Here is a 21,919-nt window from a genome sequence, read left to right as displayed (position 1 = left end):
GGCCGGGTTCAGCGCAGCGGCGTGCCGGCCGCCGCGGGCTGGGGCGCGGCCGGGTCGGCTGGCGCCGCGGGCGCGACTTTCTCGAGGCAGTAGCCGAGGCCGCGCACGGTGGAAATCCGCACGCCGCTCGGCTCGATCTTCTTGCGCAGCCGGTGCACGTACACTTCGATCGCGTTGTTGCTGACTTCCTCGCCCCATTCGCACAGATGGTCGACGAGCTGCTCCTTCGACACGAGCCGGCCGATGCGCTGCAGCAGCACCTCGAGCAGCCCGAGCTCGCGCGCGGACAGATCGAGCACGCGTTCGTTCGCATACGCGATGCGGCCGACCTGGTCGAACGCGAGCGAGCCGTGGCGCACGACGGTCGGGCCGCCGCCCGCGCCGCGCCGGGTCAGCGCGCGCACGCGCGCCTCGAGCTCGTTGAGCGCGAACGGCTTGGCCATGTAGTCGTCCGCGCCGAGGTCGAGCCCCTTCACGCGCTCGTCGACGCTGTCGGCGGCGGTCAGGATCAGCACGGGGAGGTTGGAATTGCGCGCGCGCAGGCGCTTCAGCACGTCGAGCCCGGACATCTTGGGCAGCCCGAGATCGAGGATCAGCAGGTCGAAGGACTGCATCGACAGCGCGGTATCGGCCTCGATGCCGTTCTTCACGTGGTCGACCGCATAGCCCGATTGGCGGAGTGACCGGGTGAGGCCGTCCGCGAGTATGCTGTCGTCTTCGGCGATGAGAATTCGCATGTTGCTGACCGATGGCCGGCGGGGCGTGCGCGCCGGCGCGGCTGTCTCCGAAGTTATCCGTGTACAACGCAGCCTGCATTGCGGGCTTGCATAAAACACTGTTTTTTTATACAGTGTCTGCATTCGTGGGCAGCGCTTGAAAGCGGGCGCGCCTCTGACAGACGCTGCTCATCATAGCAAAGGACGATTCATGGAAGATAGCAAGAAGGGCTCCGGGATGACCGCCGAGAAGAGCAAGGCGCTGGCGGCCGCACTCGCGCAGATCGAGAAGCAGTTCGGCAAAGGGTCGATCATGCGGATGGGCGACGGCGAAGCGGCCGAAGACATCCAGGTCGTCTCCACGGGCTCGCTGGGTCTCGATATCGCGCTCGGCGTCGGCGGTCTGCCGCGCGGCCGGGTGGTCGAGATCTACGGTCCGGAATCGTCGGGTAAAACCACGCTCACGCTGCAGGTCATCGCCGAACTGCAGAAGCTGGGCGGCACCGCAGCGTTCATCGACGCCGAGCACGCGCTCGACGTCCAATATGCAGCGAAGCTCGGCGTGAACGTGCCGGAGCTGCTGATCTCGCAGCCGGACACCGGCGAGCAGGCGCTCGAAATCACCGACGCGCTGGTGCGCTCGGGCTCGATCGACATGATCGTCATCGACTCGGTCGCGGCGCTCGTGCCGAAGGCGGAAATCGAAGGCGAGATGGGCGATTCGCTGCCGGGCCTGCAGGCTCGCCTGATGTCGCAGGCGCTGCGCAAGCTGACCGGCACGATCAAGCGCACGAACTGCCTCGTGATCTTTATCAACCAGATCCGGATGAAGATCGGCGTGATGTTCGGCAACCCGGAAACCACGACGGGCGGCAACGCGCTGAAGTTCTACTCGTCGGTGCGTCTGGATATCCGCCGGATCGGCTCGATCAAGAAGAACGACGAGGTGATCGGCAACGAAACCCGCGTGAAGGTCGTCAAGAACAAGGTGTCGCCGCCGTTCCGCGAAGCGATCTTCGACATCCTGTACGGCGAAGGCATTTCGCGCCAGGGCGAGATCATCGATCTCGGCGTGCAGGCGAAGATCGTCGACAAGGCCGGCGCCTGGTACAGCTACAACGGCGAGAAGATCGGCCAGGGCAAGGACAACGCGCGTGAATTCCTGCGCGAGAACCCGGAAATCGCCCGCGAGATCGAAAACCGCATTCGCGAGTCGCTCGGCGTTGCCGCGATGCCCGATGGCGTAGTCGACGAAGCCGAGGCGATGGACGAAGAAGAGTGATGGTCGGGCGCCGAGGTCACGCTGGCGAACCGGACCCGAGCGCCGCGCCCGACACGGCGGGCCGCTCCGACCGGCGAGCCGCATCCTCGGGTGCCGACCGGCGGGGCGCGGGCAGTCAGTCCGCGCACCGCACCGCGACGAGGGCATCCGACGATGCCCTCGTTTCGTTTGAGATCACCGCACCGGTCGATCCGTTCGACGACGACGAATCGTTCGACGCGCACGACCGGTCGCGCCGTCGCGTGTCCGGTGTCGGCTTCCCGGGCGAGCGCGCAGCCGATGCGGCGGCGTCGGTCAAGGAAGATGTGTATACGCGCAGCAGCCAGCATCCGCGTCGCACACGCCGTGCGGCCGGCGGTTCAGGCAGCGCTGCTTCCGGCGACGAGGCCGGCGCCACCGGGCGCAAGTCGTCGAAACCGCCACGTTCGCTGAAGGGCCGCGCACTCGGCTATCTGTCACGGCGCGAATACAGCCGCGCCGAACTCGCGCGCAAGCTCGCGCCGTACGTCGGCGAGGACGAATCGGTCGAGCCGGTGCTCGATGCGCTGGAACAGGAAGGCTGGCTGTCCGATGCACGCTTTGCCGAGAGCCTCGTGCATCGCCGCGCATCGCGCGTCGGCGTCGCACGCATCGTCAGCGAACTGAAGCGCCATGCGGTCGGCGACAACCTCGTCGAGGAAGTGAATGCGCAGTTGCGCGAGACCGAGTGGACGCGCGCGCAGGCCGTCTGGCGCAAGAAATTCGGTGCACTGCCGCAAACGCCCGCCGAGCGCGCGAAGCAGGCGCGCTTCCTTGCCGCGCGCGGCTTTTCGAGCGCGACCATCGTGAAGTTGCTGAAGGTCGGCGACGATTTCCCGATCGACGACTGACCGCTTCGGTCGCGCGCGCTGCGCGCGATTTTGCTGCAATGCAACCGTTTCCGGACAGGCGGGAATACCCGCCGTCGCGGCCGGATGCCTCAAATACCCAATATGCTAAAATCCACGGGTTTTCCTCTTCGGCCTCAACCTCCAGCATGCCGCTATCCGAGCCCGTGCCCCGTCAGTTGCGACATCGACGCGCAATCCGAGCGGAAGCCTACGAGCGCGACGACGGCTTGTGGGACATCGAAGCCTGCCTGACCGACCACAAGCCGCGCGATGTCGCGCTTGCGTCGGGCATCCGGCCCCAGGGCCTGCCGATCCACGAACTCTGGCTGCGCGTGACCATCGATCGTGACCTCAATGTCGTCGACGCCGAAGCGTCTTCGGAGTGGGTTCCCTATCCCGGTCACTGCCAATCCGCCCCTCCCGCCTATCGGGCCCTCATCGGGCTCAACCTTTTCCGCAATTTCCGCCGCAACGCGAACCGGCTGCTCGCCGGCGTCGCGGGCTGTTCCCATCTGACCGAACTGTGCGCCGTGCTGCCGACGGCAGCGATCCAGGCGTTCGCCGGTGACGTGTGGAACGTGCGTGAAGAGGGCGGCGAAGGGCCGGACCATGACGGCGAGCACGTCGAGCCGCCTTTCCAGCTCGGCCGCTGCCGGGCATTGCGGTTCGACGGCGAGGTCGTGCGGCAGTACTACCCGCGGTGGTACGGCCCGCTTCGGCCGGATCTGCCCGGTGAGGGCAGCACGAAGGAATGAACGGAAATCATTCGAAGAAGCGTCTTAAGCGACATTTCATCCAACTCTCAGACTGAAGGGAATCACGCATGAAGATTCACGAGTACCAGGGTAAGGAAATCCTGCGGAAATTCGGAGTCGCGGTACCGCGCGGCAAGCCGGCGTTCTCGGTTGACGAGGCCGTCAAGGTGGCAGAAGAGCTCGGCGGCCCGGTTTGGGTCGTGAAGGCTCAGATCCACGCGGGTGGCCGTGGCAAGGGCGGCGGCGTGAAGGTGGCGAAATCGATCGAGCAGGTCCGCGAATACGCGAACCAGATCCTCGGCATGCAGCTCGTCACGCACCAGACCGGTCCGGAAGGCCAGAAGGTCAACCGCCTGATGATCGAAGAAGGCGCCGACATCAAGCAGGAACTGTATGTCAGCCTCGTCGTCGACCGCATCTCGCAGAAGATCGTGCTGATGGGTTCGAGCGAAGGCGGCATGGACATCGAGGAAGTTGCCGAAAAGCACCCGGAACTGATCCACAAGGTCATCGTCGAGCCGTCGACGGGCCTGCTCGACGCGCAAGCCGACGACCTCGCCGCGAAGATCGGCGTGCCGGCCGCTTCGATTCCGCAAGCGCGCGCGATCCTGCAAGGCCTGTACAAGGCATTCTGGGAAACCGATGCATCGCTGGCTGAAATCAACCCGCTGAACGTCTCCGGCGACGGCAAGGTCATCGCACTCGACGCGAAGTTCAACTTCGACTCGAACGCGCTGTTCCGTCACCCGGAAATCGTCGCGTACCGCGACCTGGACGAAGAAGATCCGGCTGAAATCGAAGCGTCGAAGTTCGACCTCGCATACATCTCGCTCGACGGCAACATCGGCTGCCTCGTGAACGGCGCAGGCCTCGCGATGGCGACGATGGACACGATCAAGCTGTTCGGCGGCGAGCCGGCGAACTTCCTGGACGTCGGCGGTGGCGCGACGACCGAGAAGGTCACGGAAGCGTTCAAGCTGATGCTGAAGAACCCGGACCTGAAGGCGATCCTCGTGAACATCTTCGGCGGCATCATGCGCTGCGACGTGATCGCGGAAGGCGTGATCGCCGGTTCGAAGGCCGTGAACCTGAACGTGCCGCTCGTCGTGCGCATGAAGGGCACGAACGAAGACCTCGGCAAGAAGATGCTGGCCGATTCGGGCCTGCCGATCATCTCGGCTGACAGCATGGAAGAGGCTGCGCAGAAGGTTGTCGCGGCTGCCGCAGGCAAGTAAGCGCGCTCAATGAATAGGTATGGCGGCGCGGTTTGCACGCGACGCCAATCGAACAGAGGTCAAAATACATGTCGATTCTGATCAACAAGGACACGAAGGTCATCACGCAGGGCATTACCGGCAAGACCGGTCAATTCCACACGCGCGCCTGCCGTGAATACGCAAACGGCCGCGAAGCATTCGTCGCGGGCGTGAACCCGAAGAAGGCCGGCGAAGACTTCGAAGGCATTCCGATCTACGCGAGCGTCAAGGAAGCGAAGGCCGAAACCGGCGCGACCGTGTCGGTCATCTACGTTCCGCCGGCAGGTGCTGCTGCTGCGATCTGGGAAGCGGTCGAAGCCGACCTCGATCTCGCGATCTGCATCACGGAAGGCATTCCGGTTCGCGACATGATCGAAGTGAAGGACCGCATGCGTCGCGAAGGCCGCAAGACGCTGCTGCTCGGGCCGAACTGCCCGGGCACGATCACGCCGGACGAACTGAAGATCGGCATCATGCCGGGTCACATCCACCGCAAGGGCCGCATCGGCGTCGTGTCGCGTTCGGGCACGCTGACGTATGAAGCGGTTGCGCAGCTGACGGCACTGGGCCTCGGCCAGTCGTCGGCAGTCGGTATCGGCGGCGACCCGATCAACGGTCTGAAGCACATCGACGTGATGAAGATGTTCAACGACGATCCGGACACGGATGCGGTCGTGATGATCGGCGAAATCGGCGGTCCGGACGAAGCCAACGCCGCCGAGTGGATCAAGGACAACATGAAGAAGCCGGTCGTCGGCTTCATCGCTGGCGTCACGGCGCCTCCGGGCAAGCGCATGGGCCACGCCGGCGCGCTGATCTCGGGCGGTGCGGATACGGCCGAAGCGAAGCTGGAAATCATGGAAGCGTGCGGCATCACCGTCACGCGCAACCCGTCGGAAATGGGTCGCCTGCTGAAGAAGGCGCTGTAATTTCCGCGTGGTTCATCCTGCAAAAAACGCCGGCTTCGCCGGCGTTTTTTGTTATGCTCGCGCAATGAATTTGTAAGCCCCGGGGCTGCGCGATGCATGTCCCGGCATTGACCCGGGCCGCCTGTTCGACAGCCGTGGCCCCGCACCCGATCACCCGATACTGCTCATGCTTGAATTCCTGACGTCGCTCCACTGGGGCGCGGTGTTTCAGATCGTCATCATCGACATTCTCCTCGGCGGCGACAACGCGGTCGTGATCGCGCTCGCATGCCGCAACCTGCCCGCCAACCAGCGGCTGCGCGGCGTCGTGTGGGGCACGGCCGGCGCGATCCTGCTGCGGGTCGCGCTGATCGCATTCGCGGTCGTGCTGCTCGACGTGCCGTTCCTGAAGTTCGGCGGCGGCCTGCTGCTGCTGTGGATCGGCGTCAAGCTGGTGGCGCCGGACGCCGATGCGCACGACAACGTGAAGCCGGCCGACCGGCTGTGGGACGCGGTGAAGACGATCGTGATCGCCGACGCCGTGATGAGCCTCGACAACGTGATCGCGATCGCCGGCGCGGCCGAGCAGGCCGATCCGTCGCACCGGCTGGCGCTGGTGATCTTCGGGCTCGTCGTCAGCGTGCCGATCATCGTGTGGGGCAGCACGCTGGTGCTGAAGCTGCTCGACCGCTTTCCGGTCGTCGTCGCGCTGGGCGCCGGGCTGCTGGGCTGGATCGCCGGCGGGCTGATGGTGCACGACCCGGTCGGCGACCGCTGGCCGGTACTCGATACGCAGGCCGCGATCTATGGCGCGAGCATCGCCGGCGCGCTGTTCGTCGTCACCGCGGGTTACGCGCTCCGGCGCCGCCGCGGCGTCCCGCGCGCGCATTGACGTTGGCCGTCCGGCCGACTGCCGGGGCCGCGGTCCGCTGGCTACGATCGAAACGCCTGCCTGATCCGGCAGGCGTTTTTCGTTTCCGGAGCCAGTCATGTTCGAAGCCTTTTCCGTTTCCCTGTTCCGTCGCATCGCCGCCGATCTGCGGCGCGCGCGCCGGCCGGCGCCGCGCTGGCGGCCGGCCGGCTTCACGCTGATCGAGCTGATGATCGTGCTCGCGATCGTTGGCGTGATCGCGGCCTATGCGATTCCCGCGTACCAGGATTACCTCGCGCGCTCGCGCGTCGGCGAGGGGCTCGCGCTCGCGTCGTCCGCGCGGCTCGCGGTCGCCGACAATGCCGCGAGCGGCGCGGGCCTCGACGGCGGCTACAGCCCGCCGGCCGCCACCCGCAACGTCGAATCCGTCGTCATCGACGGCGACACGGGCCAGATCACGGTGGCGTTTACCGCCCGCGTCGCCGCGGCCGGCGCGAATACGCTCGTCCTCGTGCCGTCCGCGCCGGACAAGGCCGATACGCCGACCGCGCGCGTACCGCTGAAAAAGGGCACGATGCAGGCCGGGGCGATCGCATGGGAGTGCTTTGCCGCCGGCAAGGCTGCGTCGTCGCTCCCGGCGCCGGGAGCGGGCCCGCTGCCGGCGGAGGCCGCGACGTTGCCCGCGAAATATGCGCCGGCGGAATGCCGCGCGTAGGGGCGGGGGCATGCCGGCCAGTGCGGGGCCGCGTGCACGGCACGGCGCCCGCCGTGCCGGCGGGTTGCGCCGGTCGCACCGGTCGCGCCGCGTCGGGTGACGGTGCGACGGGCCCGCACAGAGCGGGGAAAGTTTTGTATAGTGCGCCGGTTGCTGACATCCGGTTCGCTCATGCCTTCTACTTTTTCCCGCTCGTTGCCGCTCGTTGCGCTGGCTGTCGCCCTGATCGTGCCGTACTCGATCACGAATCACACGTATCCGATTCCAACCTTCTATTCAGAATTTGCCGCGCTGGTGCTGTATCTGCTGGTGGGGCTCTCCGTCGTCCTGCTCGCGCGCACGGGCCGCCCGGCCGAGCCGTTCGCCGCGCCGGCCGCGTTCGTCGCGCCGCTCGGGTTCGCGGCGGTGCTGATCGCGCAGGTCGCGCTGATGCCGCTGAAGGTGCCGTCGATGAACTGGCTGGCGGTCGGCTATCTGGCCGCCGCGCTGGTCGCGATGCAGGCCGGCTACACGCTCGCGCGCGAGGGGCTCGCCGAAGCCGTCGCGCGAATGATGTCCGGCGCGCTGCTCGTCGGCGGGGTGTTCGCGGTCGCGAGCCAGATCGTTCAGCTGTTCCATCTCGAGTCCGCGGTGTCGCCGTTCGTCGTCGTGTACAACATCGCGGTCGATCGCCGCCCGTACGGCAACATGGCGCAGGCGAACCACCTGGCGACCTACATCGCGTTCGCGCTCGCGGGCGCGCTGTATCTGGCGCAGACGCGCCGGCTCGCGGCATGGGCGTGGCTCGCGCTGTCGATCGCGCTGTCGGTCGGGCTCGCGCTGACGGTGTCGCGCGGCCCGTGGCTGCAGGTCGCGGTGCTGGTCGTCGCGGGTTTCTGGATGGCATGGCTCGAGTCGCGCCGCGCGCCGGGCAACCGCCGCGCATGGCTGATGCCGGTCGCGCTCGCGGTGATCTTCGTCGCGGTGAACGTCGCGGTGCGCTGGGCCAACGTGCACTTCCACCTGGGGCTCGCCGAGTCGGCGGCCGACCGGATGCGCGACGCGGGGCAGATCGCGCCGCGCCTCGCGCTGTGGAAGTACGGGCTTGCGATGTTCCGCGAGCATCCGTTGCTCGGCGTCGGCTGGGGCGAATTCCCGTCGCATCAGTTCGCGCTCGTGCGTACGCTCGGCGGTGTCGAGATCGCGAACAACTCGCACGACATCTTCATCGACCTGCTCGCGAAGTCCGGCCTCGTCGGCCTCGGCGTGCTCGTCGTCGCGCTCGTCACATGGTTCGTGCGCGCGGTGCGCGCGCCGCAGTCGAGCACGCGCGTGTTCGGCCTCGCGCTGATCGGCATCCTGCTGATGCATGCGCTCGTCGAATATCCGCAGCAATACATGTTCTTCCTGCTGCCGGCGATGTTCGTGATCGGCCTGCTCGACGTGAAGCCGCTGCGTATCCTGCCGGGCCGCGTGGCGTTCGGGTTGTTCGCGGTGCTGTCTGTCGGCGGCGTGCTGGCGGCAGTGCCCGTGCTGCGCGACTACCAGCGCGCGGAAGTGCTGTACTACGGCAGCGAACCGGCCGCGCAGTACCGCGACGCGCCGTCGCTGCTGTTCGGCGCGTGGGGCGATTACGGCGCGGCCACGCTGCTGACGATTTCGCCGGACAACCTGCCGCTCAAGCTCGTCGCGCACGAGCGCGCGATCGCGCTGCTGCCCGGCGAGACGGTGCTGCGCCGCTATGCGGCGCTGCAGGCGCTGGCCGGCCGCGACGCCGACGCGCTCGATACGGTTGCGCGCCTGCATGTGTTCGCGAAGGAGTTGAAGGATTGGCCGCAGCAGCTTGGGTTGCTGTACAAGCTGTGCGACCAGCAGCCGGCGCTGAAGGCGTTCAAGGCGGCGGTGGTCGCGAAGTACGGAGAAGTCCCGGCCGACGCGGACGACGACGACTCGGACGACGATTCGGAGTGACGCCGCGCGGCGCCGGGCGGGGAATCCCGGCGTCGGTCGGATTGCGGTGGAGCAGGGGAGCGATGGCAGCCCGGGACGGTGCGGCGATTGCTTCCCGCGAAGAATGGATGCCGGCCGGATACGGCGCGATTCGCGTCAACCATTGTCAAATCGCCGCCACGCGCGAGGCGGCGCGTGCACAATGCGCGAAAGCGTTCGCGTGCATGGCCGCCCGGAGCGGGCTGCCGGCACGAACGCTGCCCCCGGATTTCCGGGAACCCGCGCAGCAGGATCGCGACCGGGCAACCATCGGTCGTGCGGCCGCAACGGGGCGCCGGTCCGATGGCCGCGGCGCGGGGCGATGCACGCGATGCGGCCGGACGATGTCGGCCGGCGCGGCAATCGTCCGCAACAGTACTCAAGAACGATATTCGACCATGGCTCTTCGCTCGACCATCCTGATCCTGCCTGCCGTCGCCGTGCTGCTTTCCGGCTGCGCGATGCTGTCGTCGTCGCAGGACAGCAAGCTGACCTGCCGCATTCCGCGCGCCGTCTACCCGGATGGCGCGACGCCGCTCACGCGTCCCGTCACCGTGCTCGTGCGCGCGCTGATGACGACCTCGGGCGAAGCCCAGAACGTCACCGTGACGACCAGCAGCCGCAATGCCGCGGCAGACCGCGCGGCCGTCGACGCGATGACGCATGCGACCTGCGCGCAGACCGGCGCCACCGCGAATCCGTTTCTGCTCACGCAACCGTTCGTGTTCGAGCCGCGTCGCGGCGAGTGATGGGCGGGCGACGCGGCTGGTCATGCCGTGTCGCTCCAGCCGCGTTCCGTCGTTTCCTCTCCGGTGCCGCCATGCCGCAGCGGTTCAGTGCCGCGGCATCAGGTTTGCGCCATGGCAAGCCGGCGCGGCCGCGTTGCGTAGCCCGAGCATCGTGAACCCGTTGCTCTCCTGGCGGATCAGCGCATAGCGCCGCGCCACCGTGTTTCCATCCTTACCGGTCAGATCCAGTTCGACCTGGAAGCGATCCTTGCCGTCCGAGCAGCCGCGTACCGGACCGTACTCGAACCCGACATCGGGCGCCTTGCTTTCGGCATTGAACGCTTGCCGGGCCTTCAGCGCCACCGCAGCGGCCGCCGGTTCGCTCCACTCGCGCGCGAGCGCATCGTCCACGTTCAGCCATTCGTCGACGAAATCGCGTCCGTTGAGCGCGACGGGCTGCACACGCTGCACGGTGTCGCCGTCGACGCGGTAGCGGAAGATGCCCGGCCGCGTCATCACGTCGCTGTCGCGCGAGCCGACCGTCGTGCGCATCTCCAAGCCGTCGGGGCGCACCTTGAAGCGGAGCGCGTCGTCGTCGAGCACGTAGCCGTGATCCGTATGGAACAGCGTGCGTTGCGCGGCCGTGCCGTTGGCTGGCGCGACCACGTCCGCGCCGAACCGGCTCCAGCGCGACGAGCACCACGGCGTGCCATGGACGATCGCCACCTGGCCGCCGGGCAACGCACCGAACCAGAAGCCGCCGCCGTAGGCGCCGCCGATGTCCTTGTAGTCGTCGGCTTGCCAACGCAGCACGCGCCGCCAGCCGCCGTTTTCCCACGCGTACGCGGTGAGCAGGTTATCGTCGCCGCACGCGATGTCGAAGCCGGCGCGCACGAAGAGCAGCGGACGGGACGTGCCGGCGCGCGCGACGTCGACGTCCGCGTTGCGGCCGAACGCCGATTCGCCGGTTTTCGGCTGGGCGGGTTGGGCGGGTACGCCGAGCGTTGCCGCGAGCGCGCGTTTCAGCGCCGCCGGTTCAACGAGTTCACCGCTGCACGCGAGCCGCGCGTCGATCGCGCCGACGAGCGCCTGCTTGTACGCGCGAAGCGCATCGCGCAAGGGCGGCGACACGTCGACGGTGCCACCGCCGTCGCCTTGCGGATTGCGCACTTGTTGCACGCGGTGTTGCGCGTCGACGGCGGCGCGCGCGGCTGTGTCGGCGGCGGGGCAGGGGCTGGCGGCGAAGGCGGCGGGCGATACGGCAACGCACAGCGCGAGTGCGGCGCGATGTATCGATTTGTTCATCGAATGGAGTCTCCGGGCGTTGCGAGGGGATTCAGTCCTGTGAGGCCGTGGCATTTCGGACAGGGAACGACAGCTTCTCCAGTCTTTCGTCGAGCAGCGAATAGAGCGTGTTCGTATCCTGATCGAAGTACCGGCTGTTATGGACGATGTCGTCGACCTTCTGTTTCCAGGTCCTGCCTGCGTCAATGCTGCTGACCATCAGGGGGACCGGTGGATCGTCGGTTGCCTGCCCGGGATCGGTCGCATAGACGAGCAACAGGCCGTCGCGGCCCACGTCGAGGTCGCTCACGATGAGCTTGCTGTCAAACGTCGTCACTTGCCGGACGCGCTCGGGGTGCGTGGCCGCCCACGTCGAAAGCACGCCGGTCCGGTGTGCGCCGTCCGGCGCAGTATCGTCACCGCTCCCGTTGTCGAGGAGGGACAGCGCGTAAAGCGTGTAACCGCCGGTCGTGGCCGGTGTTGACGCGAGTCGGGTGACGGTCTGGTTCGGCAGGACGGCGTCGGGAACGAACGTCTGCTGATCCGGCGCGAGCCGATATACGACGCTGCGAGCGGGGGCCGTCGCCGACCGATCGACATGGTAAGCCACTCGCAGGGTGCCGTCGGGGCCGAGGTTCACCGCTTCGAAGTTGCGCGGGGGCAGACCGGGGACGACTGCATTCGGCGGTAGTGCAATCCGCTGCCAGGAGTCGCCGCCGTCGGATGTTCGCCGGACGGCCGGGCCCCGGCCGATCGCGTAGCCGCGCTGCGCGTCGATGAAGAGGAGCTGATCGATCTCTTCGTGCGCCGGCCATTCGAGCTGCGACCAGTGGCGGCCGCCATCGAGCGATTTCCAGACACGGGTTTGCTGCGGGTTGAGGTCGTCCGCGCGACGCGGCGATGTGTAGCTCATCCAGCCGGCACTGATCAAGTGGACATGACCGTCTCGCGAATGCCACCACGCGATGTGTTGGCCGGGCGCTTGCAAGCTGCGCTGCAGTCCGCGATCGAGCGTGCCGCGGAAGAAATTCGCGGTCCGCCGATTGAGGGTTTCTCCCGCGTTGTTCATCCATGCTTCGGTGGGCTCGGCAACCGTCGGATTCTTCCACTCGTCGGCAGGCTTCAGCGCCACCACGGGATCGGCGACCGTGAGCGACATGATTTCGTTGCCGGTGATGTAGAAATCACCGATGCCTGTCGGCGGGTCGGGCCATGTGATCTGCGACGAAACGGTTTGCCATCGGGGGCCGGTGTTTTCGTACAGCAGAATCAGTACGATGCTGCCGATCGTGATGGCGGCCAGCCGCTTCAGCCGGGATCGATTGCGCATTGAAGTCGACGGAGAGGGCATGAGGCCGGTTGTGCCGCGGGCGTTGTCCGATTCTGCGGACGCGGCCCGCGGCACGCGTGCCAGGCGGCGATCAGAATTGTCGTTTCCGCAGCGTGTAGGCGAACACCGAATAGAGCGTATTCGTTTCCGGGTCGAAGTAACCGCCCTGCGAGGCCTTGTCGGTGGTTTGCTGCCAGGTCTTGCCGCCATCGGTGCTGCTGATGGTCACGTCGATGGGCGAGCCGCCGCCGTTTGCGGTGTTTGGATCGGTTGCGTGAACAAGCAGAACGCCGTTGCGCCCGACACTCAGCCCGTTGAGCGTCAAGCGGTCCTCGAACGTGTGCAACTGCTGGATGCGATCAGGATGCTCGCTGGTCCAGGTCGAAATGCCTCCCGTATCGCGGTTGTCGCCGGATGCATTGGCCGCGCGTGACAGCACATACAGCGGGTAGTCTCGATACGGTGCTGGCGGTGCTTCGAGGCCGACGACGTGGCCGGGTAGCTCGGCTTCATGGGCGAAGTCCGGCTGATCCCAGTCGAGCCTGCTGACGACGCTGGTCGGTTGCGGATAACCGGGCTCGTTGGCCAGATAGGCGACGCGCAATGTACCGTCCGGGCCGAGGGCGACTCCATCGAATGATCTGCGCGGCTTGCCTGGGATGATTGCGCCCGGAGGCGCCTTGATTTCCTGCCACGATTGGCCGCCGTCTGTCGTTCGCCAGACGCGCGGTCCCCAGCCGATCGCGTAACCACGCTGGGCATCGATGAACAGCAATCGGCTGATGTTGTGATCCGCAGGCCATTGGAGTTGGGACCAGTGCTGGCCGCCGTCGCTCGATTTCCAAAGCCTCGTAGTCTGGAGGACCGCGCCGTCGTCGGGGCGAGGTGCCTTGTAGTCCATCCAGCCGGTACTGACGTACAGGACCCGCCAGTCGGGCGAGTACCACCATGACGCGGTCTGGCCCGGTTGCTGGAAGTGGCGCACGACGCTGCCGCCCAGCGTGCCGCGCAGGAAACTGACGGTGGACCGGTTCAGCCGCTCGTTTGAATCGTCCATCCACGGTTCGGCGAACTCCGCGACGTCCGGGTTCTTCTGCTCGCTTTCCGGCTTGAACGTGAGTTCCGGTCTTGCAACCTTCAACGACATGAAGTCGTTGCGCTGAACGCGAAATGCGCCTGCGCCGTACGGCTTGTCGTTGCGCATGAATTCGGTCGATACCGTTTCCCACCCTGAAGTCATTTCCGTATATCCGTAAATAGCGATCGGCAGAACAAGAACGCATCCCGCGATCAAAAGCCATCGTTTGCTTTTTCGCATGTCACTTCACCAGCAGTCTTCCGAGTGCCTTGCCGACCGGATCATCGACGTCCCATTCCTCGGCCTTGTTCCTCAGAACGGGGATGGCCGAGTCGCGCGCCTGTCCCCACGTTCTTCCGTCGCCCCATTCCTGAATGTTCGGGCGCATTCCGATCCTGACGAGATCCATGATCGGTAGATCCGCCAAGCCGCCGTCGAGGTAGGCCATCGGGTGCGTCTTGAATGCGAATTCCTTGAACTTTTCGGTGTCCATTTCCAACTCGAACTGTGGCCACGTCATATCGACGCTACCGTTTCCTGGCGTCGGGCTGGCCATCTGGATCGTGTTGCCCACCATGTTTTGATTCAGGCCGTCTTCCATGTTGACCTGAAGCAGTTTTCGCGCTTTGTTCAACCACGCTTTTCCCTGGGGGCTGAGTCGAGGGTAAAGATTCTTGCCATAGTCGGAGCAATAGTAGTAGCCGTAGCTGATGTAGTAATCCGGCGGCTTATGTCCGCATCCGACGTGACGCATCATGAAGTTGCCGTGACGAGACCAGTCGGAATTCGTGCTGTCTATCTTGATCAGTTCCTCGCGCCGGTGCAGGAGTCGGTGCGCCACGTTCGAGTCGGTCCACGGATCCCACGACAGCGCGAAACCCTTGATGGTCGACCAGATGCTCGACATGCTGACCTTCTCGACCGTCTCCATATAGGCCCCGTGAAGTGGCCGATAGTAGAACGGACATGTGCCGACGATCCATTTCGGTGCCGGCGTCACATGCTTGTCGCAGATATTGATCGCCACCTTCGGCCGATCCTTGTACCCCGTCGGCGTCAGCATCCCCGCGCCGGTACCCAGCACGTTGTCCTTCTGTTGCACGTCAGCCATTCGATTTCCCCAAGAACTTGACGACGACGTCGTGCGGCACGTGGCTCTGCGTGAGCCCGGTCTCGCCTGCCGCGTTGGTGACGCCTTCCGAGATCAGCGTGCCGTTCGAGAACATCTGGTATCGCGTATTCGCGACCGGAATGTCGGTGCCGGCCCAGTGCGCGATGAACGCCTGGTCGTAGTTGCCGCTCGAGTTCGGCAGCGTCGGCATGGTTTGCGACAGGTGCGTGGGGCCGTTGAACAGGTGCTGCGCACCCTTGATGTCGATCTTGCCGGGCGCGTGCACCTCGATGTTGCCGTCCGCGATGCGGATGTAGGCGCCGCCGGAAGTCAGCAGGATTTCTTTCGCTGCCGCGCCTTCGATCGACTGCGTGGCCGCCACCAGTTTCAGCGCCTTCTGCGCGGTCAGTTCGATGTTGTCCGCCTGCGCCTGGATTTCCACCTTGCCCTTGCCGGCGAACAGCTTCATGCCTGCGTTTTGCGCGAACAGGCTGATCCGGTCGAGGACGCTCGCGATCAGCGACTTGCCGGCCGCGACGTGCGTGCTTTGTCCGCTGACGAGGTTGACGTGCCGGTCCGCGGCGAACTGCACGGACTGCTGCGTCGACAGCGCGATGCCGGCCGGGCTGCCGAACAGCATCACGGGCTCCTTGAACGCGTTGGCCGTGCCGGTGCCGCCGCCGGCGGTCCTGCCGCCCGCGGTGCTGCCGCTCACGCTGTTCTGCGTCGCGTCGCTGAACTGCTTCAGCGCCGTGTGGCCGGGGTCGAGCGACTCCCCCTGATGCTGCGCGCTGACCTCCGACATCGTTTCCATCAGGCCTTCCGCGCGGACGAGCTGCTGTTGCGTTTCCTTCACGTCGAGCGGCTGGCTTGCCGGCTGCTTCGGGTGCGTCGTGACGTACAGCCCGCGGCTCGCGCGCACCGCGCCGTATGCATCCGAGCGCAGGTCGAAGCCGCTGCCGAGATAGCCGCCGCGATCGTTGCCCGTGTGGTCGATCAGGTAGCCCAGGTGCAGGTGCGTGTTGGCCTGGCTGCTGTACAGGTGTACGCGGTTCTGCGACGTCGCGTCGTCGAGCACCAGCTGGTTGTAGCCGGCACCCGCATATTCCTTCGACCGGTAACCGGACAGGATGCCGTTGCTGTGCCATTGCGGGCTCGTCGCACCGTTGTAGACCTTGCCGACGATGATCGGACGATCGCAGTCGCCGCCGAGGAAGTCGACCAGCACTTCCTCGCCGCTGCGATGCGGATGAACGGCGCCATAGCCGTTTCCGGAATCCGATGCCGTGGCACGCAGCCAGCACGACGCCTTCTCGTCGCCGTCGTTCAGGCGATCCCAATGGAATCGGACCTTGACCCGGTTGAGCGCGTCGGTGTGGACTTCTTCGCCCTGCGGTGCGACGACGATCGCGGATTGCAGATGCATCGGCGGTTTCGCGTGCTCGAATGGGCTGCGGAACGGCACCGTCGTGCGCTGCGCCTCGATGCTGACCTGGAAAATACCCTCGCTGCCGTCCGGATGCCGGACGTACGACAGATCCGTGCCGCCGGCTCGCACGAGCGCGCCGATGTCGGCCTGCAGGCTGTGCGGGAACCCGGCCTGTCGGTCGGCGACGGGCAGGTTGTTGGCGATCAGCCAGGCCGTCTCGATCACCGCGAAGCGGCGCTGGCCCGCGTCGTCCTTGTCGTGTTCGGGGTGATCGGCGAGCTCGAACGTGCGTCCCGCATCCATGCGCCGGACGCCGCCGATGCCGTGAAAACGCTTCGCAAGCGACTCCTGCTGCTCCATCCAGAGCTTCGACAGATGGTCGCCGCGAGACTGTTCGGGGTACGTGTAGGCGCCGGTGTATTCGTAGACTTCGAGCTGCTGCGGCAGGTCGCCCTGGTTCGCGATCGTCGGCAGATGAGTCGCCTTCGGATTCGACGCGGTGGGCGGCTGCTTGTAGTCGAACGTGCGCGTCGTACGCTCGACGCTGCGCAGCGTGCGCGTGCCGGAGAACTGGACGAGCGTGTCGGCCTCGTCGCGTGTGCCGGCGTGATGAAAGCGCACGGTCGGCGGCGACAGCGCGGGCAGCGCGTCGATCCGGTCGACGACGACGAGCGTGTGCGACTTGCCGTCTTGCGCCTGCTCCCAGAAACCGTACAGGCCTTCCGATTCCAGCAGGCGGTGCACGAAGTTCCAGTCGTCCTCGTATTGCATGCAGAACGAGCGGGACGGCAGCGGCTGGTAGAGCCTGAAGTCGAAGCAGCCCCTGGCTTGCGGGTGCTGGTTCAGGACGTCGGCGATGATCTCGTCGGCGGGTTTGTCCTGCCAGATGCGCTGGTCGCGGCGGAACTTCAGGAAGTGCAGGAACGACGCGAAGACGATCTGGTAGTGCGTGAGGCCGCTGTCCGACCCGAGCCGGCGGGCAGCATGCACATACCCGTGGTGCGGCGCGTACGACTTGTCGGCCTGCTGGATCCGCAGCGTGACGGGCTGCGCGATCAGCTTCTTGAGCTCGATGTCGTCGGACACCGACACGGCGTCGACGGTGAACTCGAAATGACGCCCGAGCCGGGAGCGTCCCTTGACGCGATGGGGCAGCAGGACGTCAGGGCCGAGCGGCGTCTCTAGCTGGACGAGTCGTTCGTCCTGGATCGGCCCGGCCAGCCGTGCGTTTCTCAATGCTTGCGAATTCATCACCCGTGCTCGCTTTTTTTGTGCTGGGTCGCACGCTCTCCCGTGCGGAATCCGCCAATTGTATGAGATAAACGCCAGCTATCTCGAATTTGCCTTTCAACGACATTTCAAATGCGGTCGGCGCGTCGGCCTGACGGGGCAGGGCGTGCACGTCATCCGGTCGGGCAATGGTCGGGCGTGGGTGGTTCAGGCCGGATCGACCAGGCCCGGGCCGCTCAGCCCGCGACATCCTCCGCCTTCCAGTCCCCCGACTTCCCGCCGCGCTTCTCCCTGACGCTCACCTCGGTGATCACCATCCCGCGATCCACCGCCTTGCACATGTCGTACACGGTGAGCAACCCGACCTGCACGGCCGTCAGCGCTTCCATCTCGACGCCGGTCCGCCCCAACGTCTCGACCTGCGCGACGCAGTGCACGCCCGGCAGCGCATCGTCGAGTTCGAAGTCGACGGCCACGCGCGTCAGCGCGAGCGGGTGACACAGCGGAATGAGGTCGGCGGTGCGCTTCGCGCCCTGGATCGCGGCGATCCGCGCGACGCCGAGCACGTCGCCTTTCTTCGCCTTGCCGTCGCGGATCAGCGCGAAGGTCGCCGGCAGCATCCGGATCGTGCCGCGCGCGATCGCGATGCGTTGCGTTTCCTGCTTGCCGCCGACGTCGACCATGTGGGCGTGGCCGGCAGCGTCGAAATGGGTCAGTCCTGACATGTCTTGCTCCAGTGGAACGGCGTGCGCGCGCGAGCACGTCACCCGATCCTGCTTCGTGACCGGCTGGGGCGCCGAATCCCTCTCTGCACCCCGATCCGATCCAACGTTTCAACGGGCGCCTATCATAGCAGTGGCCTTCGCGGCACCGGGCGCGCAGATGGCGCACTTGCCGCACGGGACAGTTGCGATGTCGCCGGTACAATGACCCGAATATTCAGACCACACGCCGCAATGCGCGCCCGGCGCGCGGTGCGGCGTCGCTTTCATCCTGCCATGCGTGTCAAACAGTTGCTTGCCGTGTTGCTGTCGGCGGCGCTCGTGCTGCCGCCGAGCGGCCATGCACAGCGCACCTCCGCGCTGCCGCTCGAGCCGGCGACCGGCGCCTCGCCGTCGATCTCCACGGTGCCGTCGGGCATCGCGACCGGCGTGTTCGGCACCTACGGCGGCGCGGAAAGCCGGTTTGCCGGCGCCGACGGCGCGTCCGCGCCCGGCGCGAGCCTGCGCGCGCCGCTGCGCACGCTGGAGCTGCCCGACCTCGGCGATGGCTCCGGCGGTTCGCTCACGCCGCAGGCCGAACGCCGTCTCGGCGAGCGCGTGATGCGCGAGGTGCGGCGCGATCCGGATTATCTCGACGACTGGCTCGCACGCGATTACCTGAACGCGATCGCGAAGCGGCTCGCGGCGGCTGCGGCGGCGCGCTACATCGGCGGCTACATGCCGGACTTCGAGCTGTTCCCGGTGCGCGATCCGCAGATCAACGCGTTCTCGATGCCGGGCGGCTTCATCGGCATCAACAGCGGGCTGGTCGTCACGACGCAGACGGAATCCGAACTCGCATCGGTGGTCGGCCACGAGATGGGCCACGTGCTGCAGCGGCACATCGCGCGGATGATCGGCGCGAACGAGAAGACCGGCTACACCGCGCTCGCGACGATGCTGCTCGGCGTGCTGGCAGGCGTGCTCGCGCGCAGCGGCGATCTCGGCAGCGCGATCGCGATGGGCGGGCAGGCCTATGCGGTCGACAACCAGCTGCGCTTCTCGCGGTCGGCCGAGCGCGAAGCCGACCGCGTCGGGTTCCAGCTGCTCGCCGGTGCCGGCTACGACCCGTACGGGATGCCGGGCTTCTTCGAACGGCTCGAGCGCACGTCGATGGGCGACGCGGGCGTGCCGGCCTATGCGCGCACGCACCCGCTGACGGGCGAGCGGATCGCCGACATGGAGGATCGCGCACGCCGCGCGCCGTATCGGCAGCCGCACCAGTCGGCCGAATATGGCTTCGTGCGCGCGCGGTTGCGCATTCTGCAGAACCGCGCGCCGAACGACATCGCGGCCGAGGCGCGCCGGATGCAGCTCGAGCTCGACGATCGGACGGCACCGAACGTCGCGGCGAACGCGTACGGGATCGCGCTCGCGAACACGCTGCTCGGCCAGTACGATGCGGCCGACAAGGCGCTCGCGTCGGCGCGCGCCGCGTTCGACGCGCGCGAGCGGCGCGCGGACGATCTGGCGACGAGTTCGCCGAGCCTCGACGTGCTTGCGGCCGACATCGCCCGCCGCGCGGGACGGACCGACGACGCGGTGCGGCTCGCGGCGCTCGCGCAGCGGCGCTGGCCGGCGTCGCATGCGGCGATCGTCGCGCACCTGCAGGCGCTGATCGCCGCACGCCGCTTCGCCGACGCACAGGCGCTCGCGCGCACCCAGGCGCAGGCGGACCCCGAGCAGCCGGACTGGTGGGATTACCTCGCGAAGGCGAGCGACGGCCGTGGCGACGTGCTCGCGCGGCGCCGCGCGCTCGCGGAGAAGCTGGCGCTCGACGGCGCGTGGCCGTCGGCGATTCGCCAGCTGAAGGAGGCGCGCGACGCGAAGGACGTGTCGTTCTACGACCAGTCGATCATCGGCGCGCGGCTGCTGGAATTCGAGGCGCGCTACAAGGAAGAGCGCGAGGACGAGAAGAACGGCCGCGGATGACGGCCGTCAGACGGGCAGGGCGCTTGCGCTTCAGCTTCCGGTGCTGCCGCCGTTCGGCGCGCCCGACGTATCGTGCGCCCGCTGCGCGGGACTCGCGACGAAGCCGAACGTCGCCGGCACGTCGGCACGGGCGAGACTGCCGAGCGGCAGCGTGCGCCCGTCGCGCCAGCGCAGCACGGGCGGCGTCGCGTCGAAGTCCGCGTGATCGGCGAACAGGCCGAGGTCGTGGTCGTGCAACGCCGCGATGCGCGGCGGCGTGCCGGGCGCGCGCAACAGCACGCCGCCCGCATCGTCGAGCCACGCGGCGTCCGGCTCGAACGGCGCGCCGGTCTGGTCGGCCAGCGTGAGCTGCCCGTCGCGCTCGGCCAGGCGCACGACCCACGGCGTATAGGCGAGCTCGACGTACACGCGTTGCGGCCCGTTCTGGAAGAACCACTGGCCGTGCGCATCGCATTCGTAGTTGCGCCCGATGAACGCGTTCAGCGCCGCATGCCGGACCGGCGAGCCGAGCTCGCCGGCGGCCTGCGCGGCGTCGTCGCGCAGCCGCCATTCGCCGCGCCGGTCGAGCAACAGCCAGCCGGTGCAGTGCGGCACGTTCGGCCACTTGGCGAGGGCCTGCCTGACGATGTCATCCATGGTCGACGAATTTCGAGCAATAGCCGAACACCCGCGCCGACAGCCAGTCGAGGCGGCCGGGGAACGGCCCGGTCATGAATCCCGCATGGCCGCCGTCCGCCGGCTGGTCGAGCTCGACGGCCGGCGACACGTCGGCGGCGCTCGGCAGCGCGGATTCGGGCAGGAACGGATCGTTGCGGGCGTTGAGGATCAAGGTGGGCACGTCGATCGCGGGCAGCAGCGGGCGCGTCGTGGCCTGGGTCCAGTAGTCGTCGGCGTCGGCGAAGCCGTGCAGCGGTGCGGTCACGACTTCGTCGAAGTCGCGCATCGTCACGGCCCGCAGCATCGCGTCGCGGTCGAACAGCCCCGGATATTGGTCGAGCTTCGCGAGCGCCTTGCGTTTCAGCGTCTTCAGGAAGCTGCGCGTATAGACCATCGCGAAGCCCTGCGACAGCGCGCGGCCGCCCGCGTGCACGTCGATCGGCGTCGAGATCGCGGCGGCCGCGTGCACGATCGACGTGTCGCTGCGGTGCTCGCCGAGCCAGCGCAGCAGCACGTTGCCGCCGAGCGACACGCCGGCCGCGACGATCGGCCCGCGATGCCGCGCGGCGAGCCGGCGCAGGATCCAGTCGACCTCGGCGCTGTCGGCGAGATGGTAGAAGCGCGGCTGCCGGTTGAGCTCGCCGCTGCAGCTGCGAAAGTGCGGGACGACCGCATGCCAGCCCTTCGCGCGCGCGGCGGCCATCATTGCCAGCGCGTAGTGCGAGCCGGAACTGCCTTCGAGGCCGTGGAACAGCACGAACAGCGGCGCGTCGGGCGGCGGCGCGGCACTGTCGAGATGCGCGACCCAGTCGAGATCGATGAAGTCGTGGTCGGGGGTTTCCCAGCGCTCTCGTCGGTACGCGACCGCCGGACGCCGTGCGAACAGCGCGGGCACGATGGTTTGGGCATGGCTGTTCGGCAGCCAGCGCGGTGCGCGATAGCGCAGTGAATCGTCGTCGGGGGCCGGGGCCCCTGTCAGCGGCGAGGTGGGCGGAGAAGCCGTACTCATGATCGCCCCGCTAATGCGTTGCTTCGTTCT

The 21,919-nt window shown here is 67.1% G+C and carries 19 protein-coding genes; 10 read left to right on the top strand and 9 right to left on the bottom strand.

Annotation, left to right across the window (positions count from 1 at the left end; translation table 11 throughout):
- Nucleotides 1–8: 8 nt before the first annotated feature.
- Nucleotides 9–737: a response regulator transcription factor gene (locus DID99_RS03215; RefSeq protein WP_124486916.1), complete on the bottom strand. Its 729-nt coding sequence runs from the start codon at nucleotides 735–737 to the stop codon at nucleotides 9–11.
- 190 nt (nucleotides 738–927) lie between these two features.
- Between DID99_RS03215 and recA the strand changes: the two genes are divergently transcribed.
- From recA to DID99_RS37720, 9 genes are all read left to right on the top strand, one after another.
- Entirely contained in the window at nucleotides 928–1,998 is a 1,071-nt protein-coding gene (gene recA / locus DID99_RS03210; RefSeq protein ID WP_044844523.1) for a recombinase RecA, read from the top strand.
- Nucleotides 1,998–2,867, top strand: coding sequence for a recombination regulator RecX (gene recX, locus DID99_RS03205; RefSeq protein WP_124666058.1), 870 nt, complete (start codon nucleotides 1,998–2,000; stop codon nucleotides 2,865–2,867). Before recA ends, recX begins: the two co-directional genes overlap by 1 nt.
- Before the next feature lie 146 nt (nucleotides 2,868–3,013).
- A complete protein-coding gene (locus DID99_RS03200) occupies nucleotides 3,014–3,622 on the top strand; it encodes a DUF2889 domain-containing protein (RefSeq protein ID WP_044844521.1) in 609 nt (202 codons plus the stop codon).
- A gap of 68 nt (nucleotides 3,623–3,690) precedes the next feature.
- Nucleotides 3,691–4,857, top strand: coding sequence for an ADP-forming succinate--CoA ligase subunit beta (gene sucC / locus DID99_RS03195; RefSeq protein WP_006755512.1), 1,167 nt, complete (start codon nucleotides 3,691–3,693; stop codon nucleotides 4,855–4,857).
- Between the two features lie 68 nt (nucleotides 4,858–4,925).
- Nucleotides 4,926–5,807 (top strand): succinate--CoA ligase subunit alpha, encoded by an 882-nt coding sequence (gene sucD / locus DID99_RS03190; RefSeq protein WP_006477916.1) that lies wholly within the window; start codon nucleotides 4,926–4,928, stop codon nucleotides 5,805–5,807.
- A 166-nt stretch (nucleotides 5,808–5,973) separates the two neighbouring features.
- Nucleotides 5,974–6,678, top strand: coding sequence for a TerC family protein (locus DID99_RS03185; protein ID WP_124666057.1), 705 nt, complete (start codon nucleotides 5,974–5,976; stop codon nucleotides 6,676–6,678).
- 97 nt (nucleotides 6,679–6,775) lie between these two features.
- Nucleotides 6,776–7,372 (top strand): pilin, encoded by a 597-nt coding sequence (locus tag DID99_RS03180; RefSeq protein WP_044844519.1) that lies wholly within the window; start codon nucleotides 6,776–6,778, stop codon nucleotides 7,370–7,372.
- A gap of 171 nt (nucleotides 7,373–7,543) precedes the next feature.
- The gene (locus DID99_RS03175; protein ID WP_124486919.1) at nucleotides 7,544–9,322 is read left to right on the top strand and encodes a Wzy polymerase domain-containing protein; all 1,779 of its coding nucleotides are present in this window, start codon (nucleotides 7,544–7,546) and stop codon (nucleotides 9,320–9,322) included.
- Nucleotides 9,319–10,089, top strand: a complete 771-nt coding sequence (locus DID99_RS37720; RefSeq protein WP_260444533.1) for a TonB family protein — start codon at nucleotides 9,319–9,321, stop codon at nucleotides 10,087–10,089. Before DID99_RS03175 ends, DID99_RS37720 begins: the two co-directional genes overlap by 4 nt.
- Nucleotides 10,090–10,173: 84 nt before the next feature.
- Here DID99_RS37720 and DID99_RS03165 read toward each other — a convergent pair whose 3' ends face one another.
- From DID99_RS03165 to moaC, 6 genes are all read right to left on the bottom strand, one after another.
- A complete protein-coding gene (locus DID99_RS03165) occupies nucleotides 10,174–11,373 on the bottom strand; it encodes a hypothetical protein (protein WP_124666056.1) in 1,200 nt (399 codons plus the stop codon).
- Between the two features lie 31 nt (nucleotides 11,374–11,404).
- A complete protein-coding gene (locus tag DID99_RS03160) occupies nucleotides 11,405–12,703 on the bottom strand; it encodes a glycosyl hydrolase (protein WP_124666055.1) in 1,299 nt (432 codons plus the stop codon).
- Between the two features lie 70 nt (nucleotides 12,704–12,773).
- On the bottom strand, nucleotides 12,774–13,922 hold the full coding sequence (locus DID99_RS03155) for a glycosyl hydrolase (protein ID WP_124666096.1): 1,149 nt from the start codon (nucleotides 13,920–13,922) through the stop codon (nucleotides 12,774–12,776).
- Nucleotides 13,923–14,001: 79 nt separating this feature from the next.
- On the bottom strand, nucleotides 14,002–14,871 hold the full coding sequence (locus DID99_RS03150) for a hypothetical protein (protein WP_124521085.1): 870 nt from the start codon (nucleotides 14,869–14,871) through the stop codon (nucleotides 14,002–14,004).
- Nucleotides 14,864–17,551: a type VI secretion system Vgr family protein gene (locus DID99_RS03145; protein ID WP_124666054.1), complete on the bottom strand. Its 2,688-nt coding sequence runs from the start codon at nucleotides 17,549–17,551 to the stop codon at nucleotides 14,864–14,866. Before DID99_RS03145 ends, DID99_RS03150 begins: the two co-directional genes overlap by 8 nt.
- A gap of 215 nt (nucleotides 17,552–17,766) precedes the next feature.
- The gene (moaC, locus tag DID99_RS03140) at nucleotides 17,767–18,255 is read right to left on the bottom strand and encodes a cyclic pyranopterin monophosphate synthase MoaC (protein ID WP_124666053.1); all 489 of its coding nucleotides are present in this window, start codon (nucleotides 18,253–18,255) and stop codon (nucleotides 17,767–17,769) included.
- Between the two features lie 273 nt (nucleotides 18,256–18,528).
- Between moaC and DID99_RS03135 the strand changes: the two genes are divergently transcribed.
- Nucleotides 18,529–20,223 carry a M48 family metalloprotease gene (locus DID99_RS03135; RefSeq protein WP_124666052.1) on the top strand — a complete coding sequence of 565 codons (1,695 nt, stop codon included), beginning with the start codon at nucleotides 18,529–18,531 and terminating at the stop codon, nucleotides 20,221–20,223.
- Nucleotides 20,224–20,253: 30 nt separating this feature from the next.
- Here DID99_RS03135 and DID99_RS03130 read toward each other — a convergent pair whose 3' ends face one another.
- Both DID99_RS03130 and DID99_RS03125 read right to left on the bottom strand, forming a co-directional pair.
- The gene (locus DID99_RS03130) at nucleotides 20,254–20,859 is read right to left on the bottom strand and encodes a DUF2946 family protein (RefSeq protein WP_044844511.1); all 606 of its coding nucleotides are present in this window, start codon (nucleotides 20,857–20,859) and stop codon (nucleotides 20,254–20,256) included.
- Nucleotides 20,852–21,889, bottom strand: a complete 1,038-nt coding sequence (locus tag DID99_RS03125) for a hydrolase (RefSeq protein ID WP_044844510.1) — start codon at nucleotides 21,887–21,889, stop codon at nucleotides 20,852–20,854. The genes DID99_RS03130 and DID99_RS03125 overlap by 8 nt, the downstream gene beginning before the upstream one ends.
- Nucleotides 21,890–21,919: the final 30 nt, after the last annotated feature.

Source organism: Burkholderia sp. Bp8986 (assembly GCF_003854225.1).
Taxonomy (GTDB): Bacteria; Pseudomonadota; Gammaproteobacteria; order Burkholderiales; family Burkholderiaceae; genus Burkholderia.
This window is presented reverse-complemented; position numbering and strand designations above follow the sequence as displayed.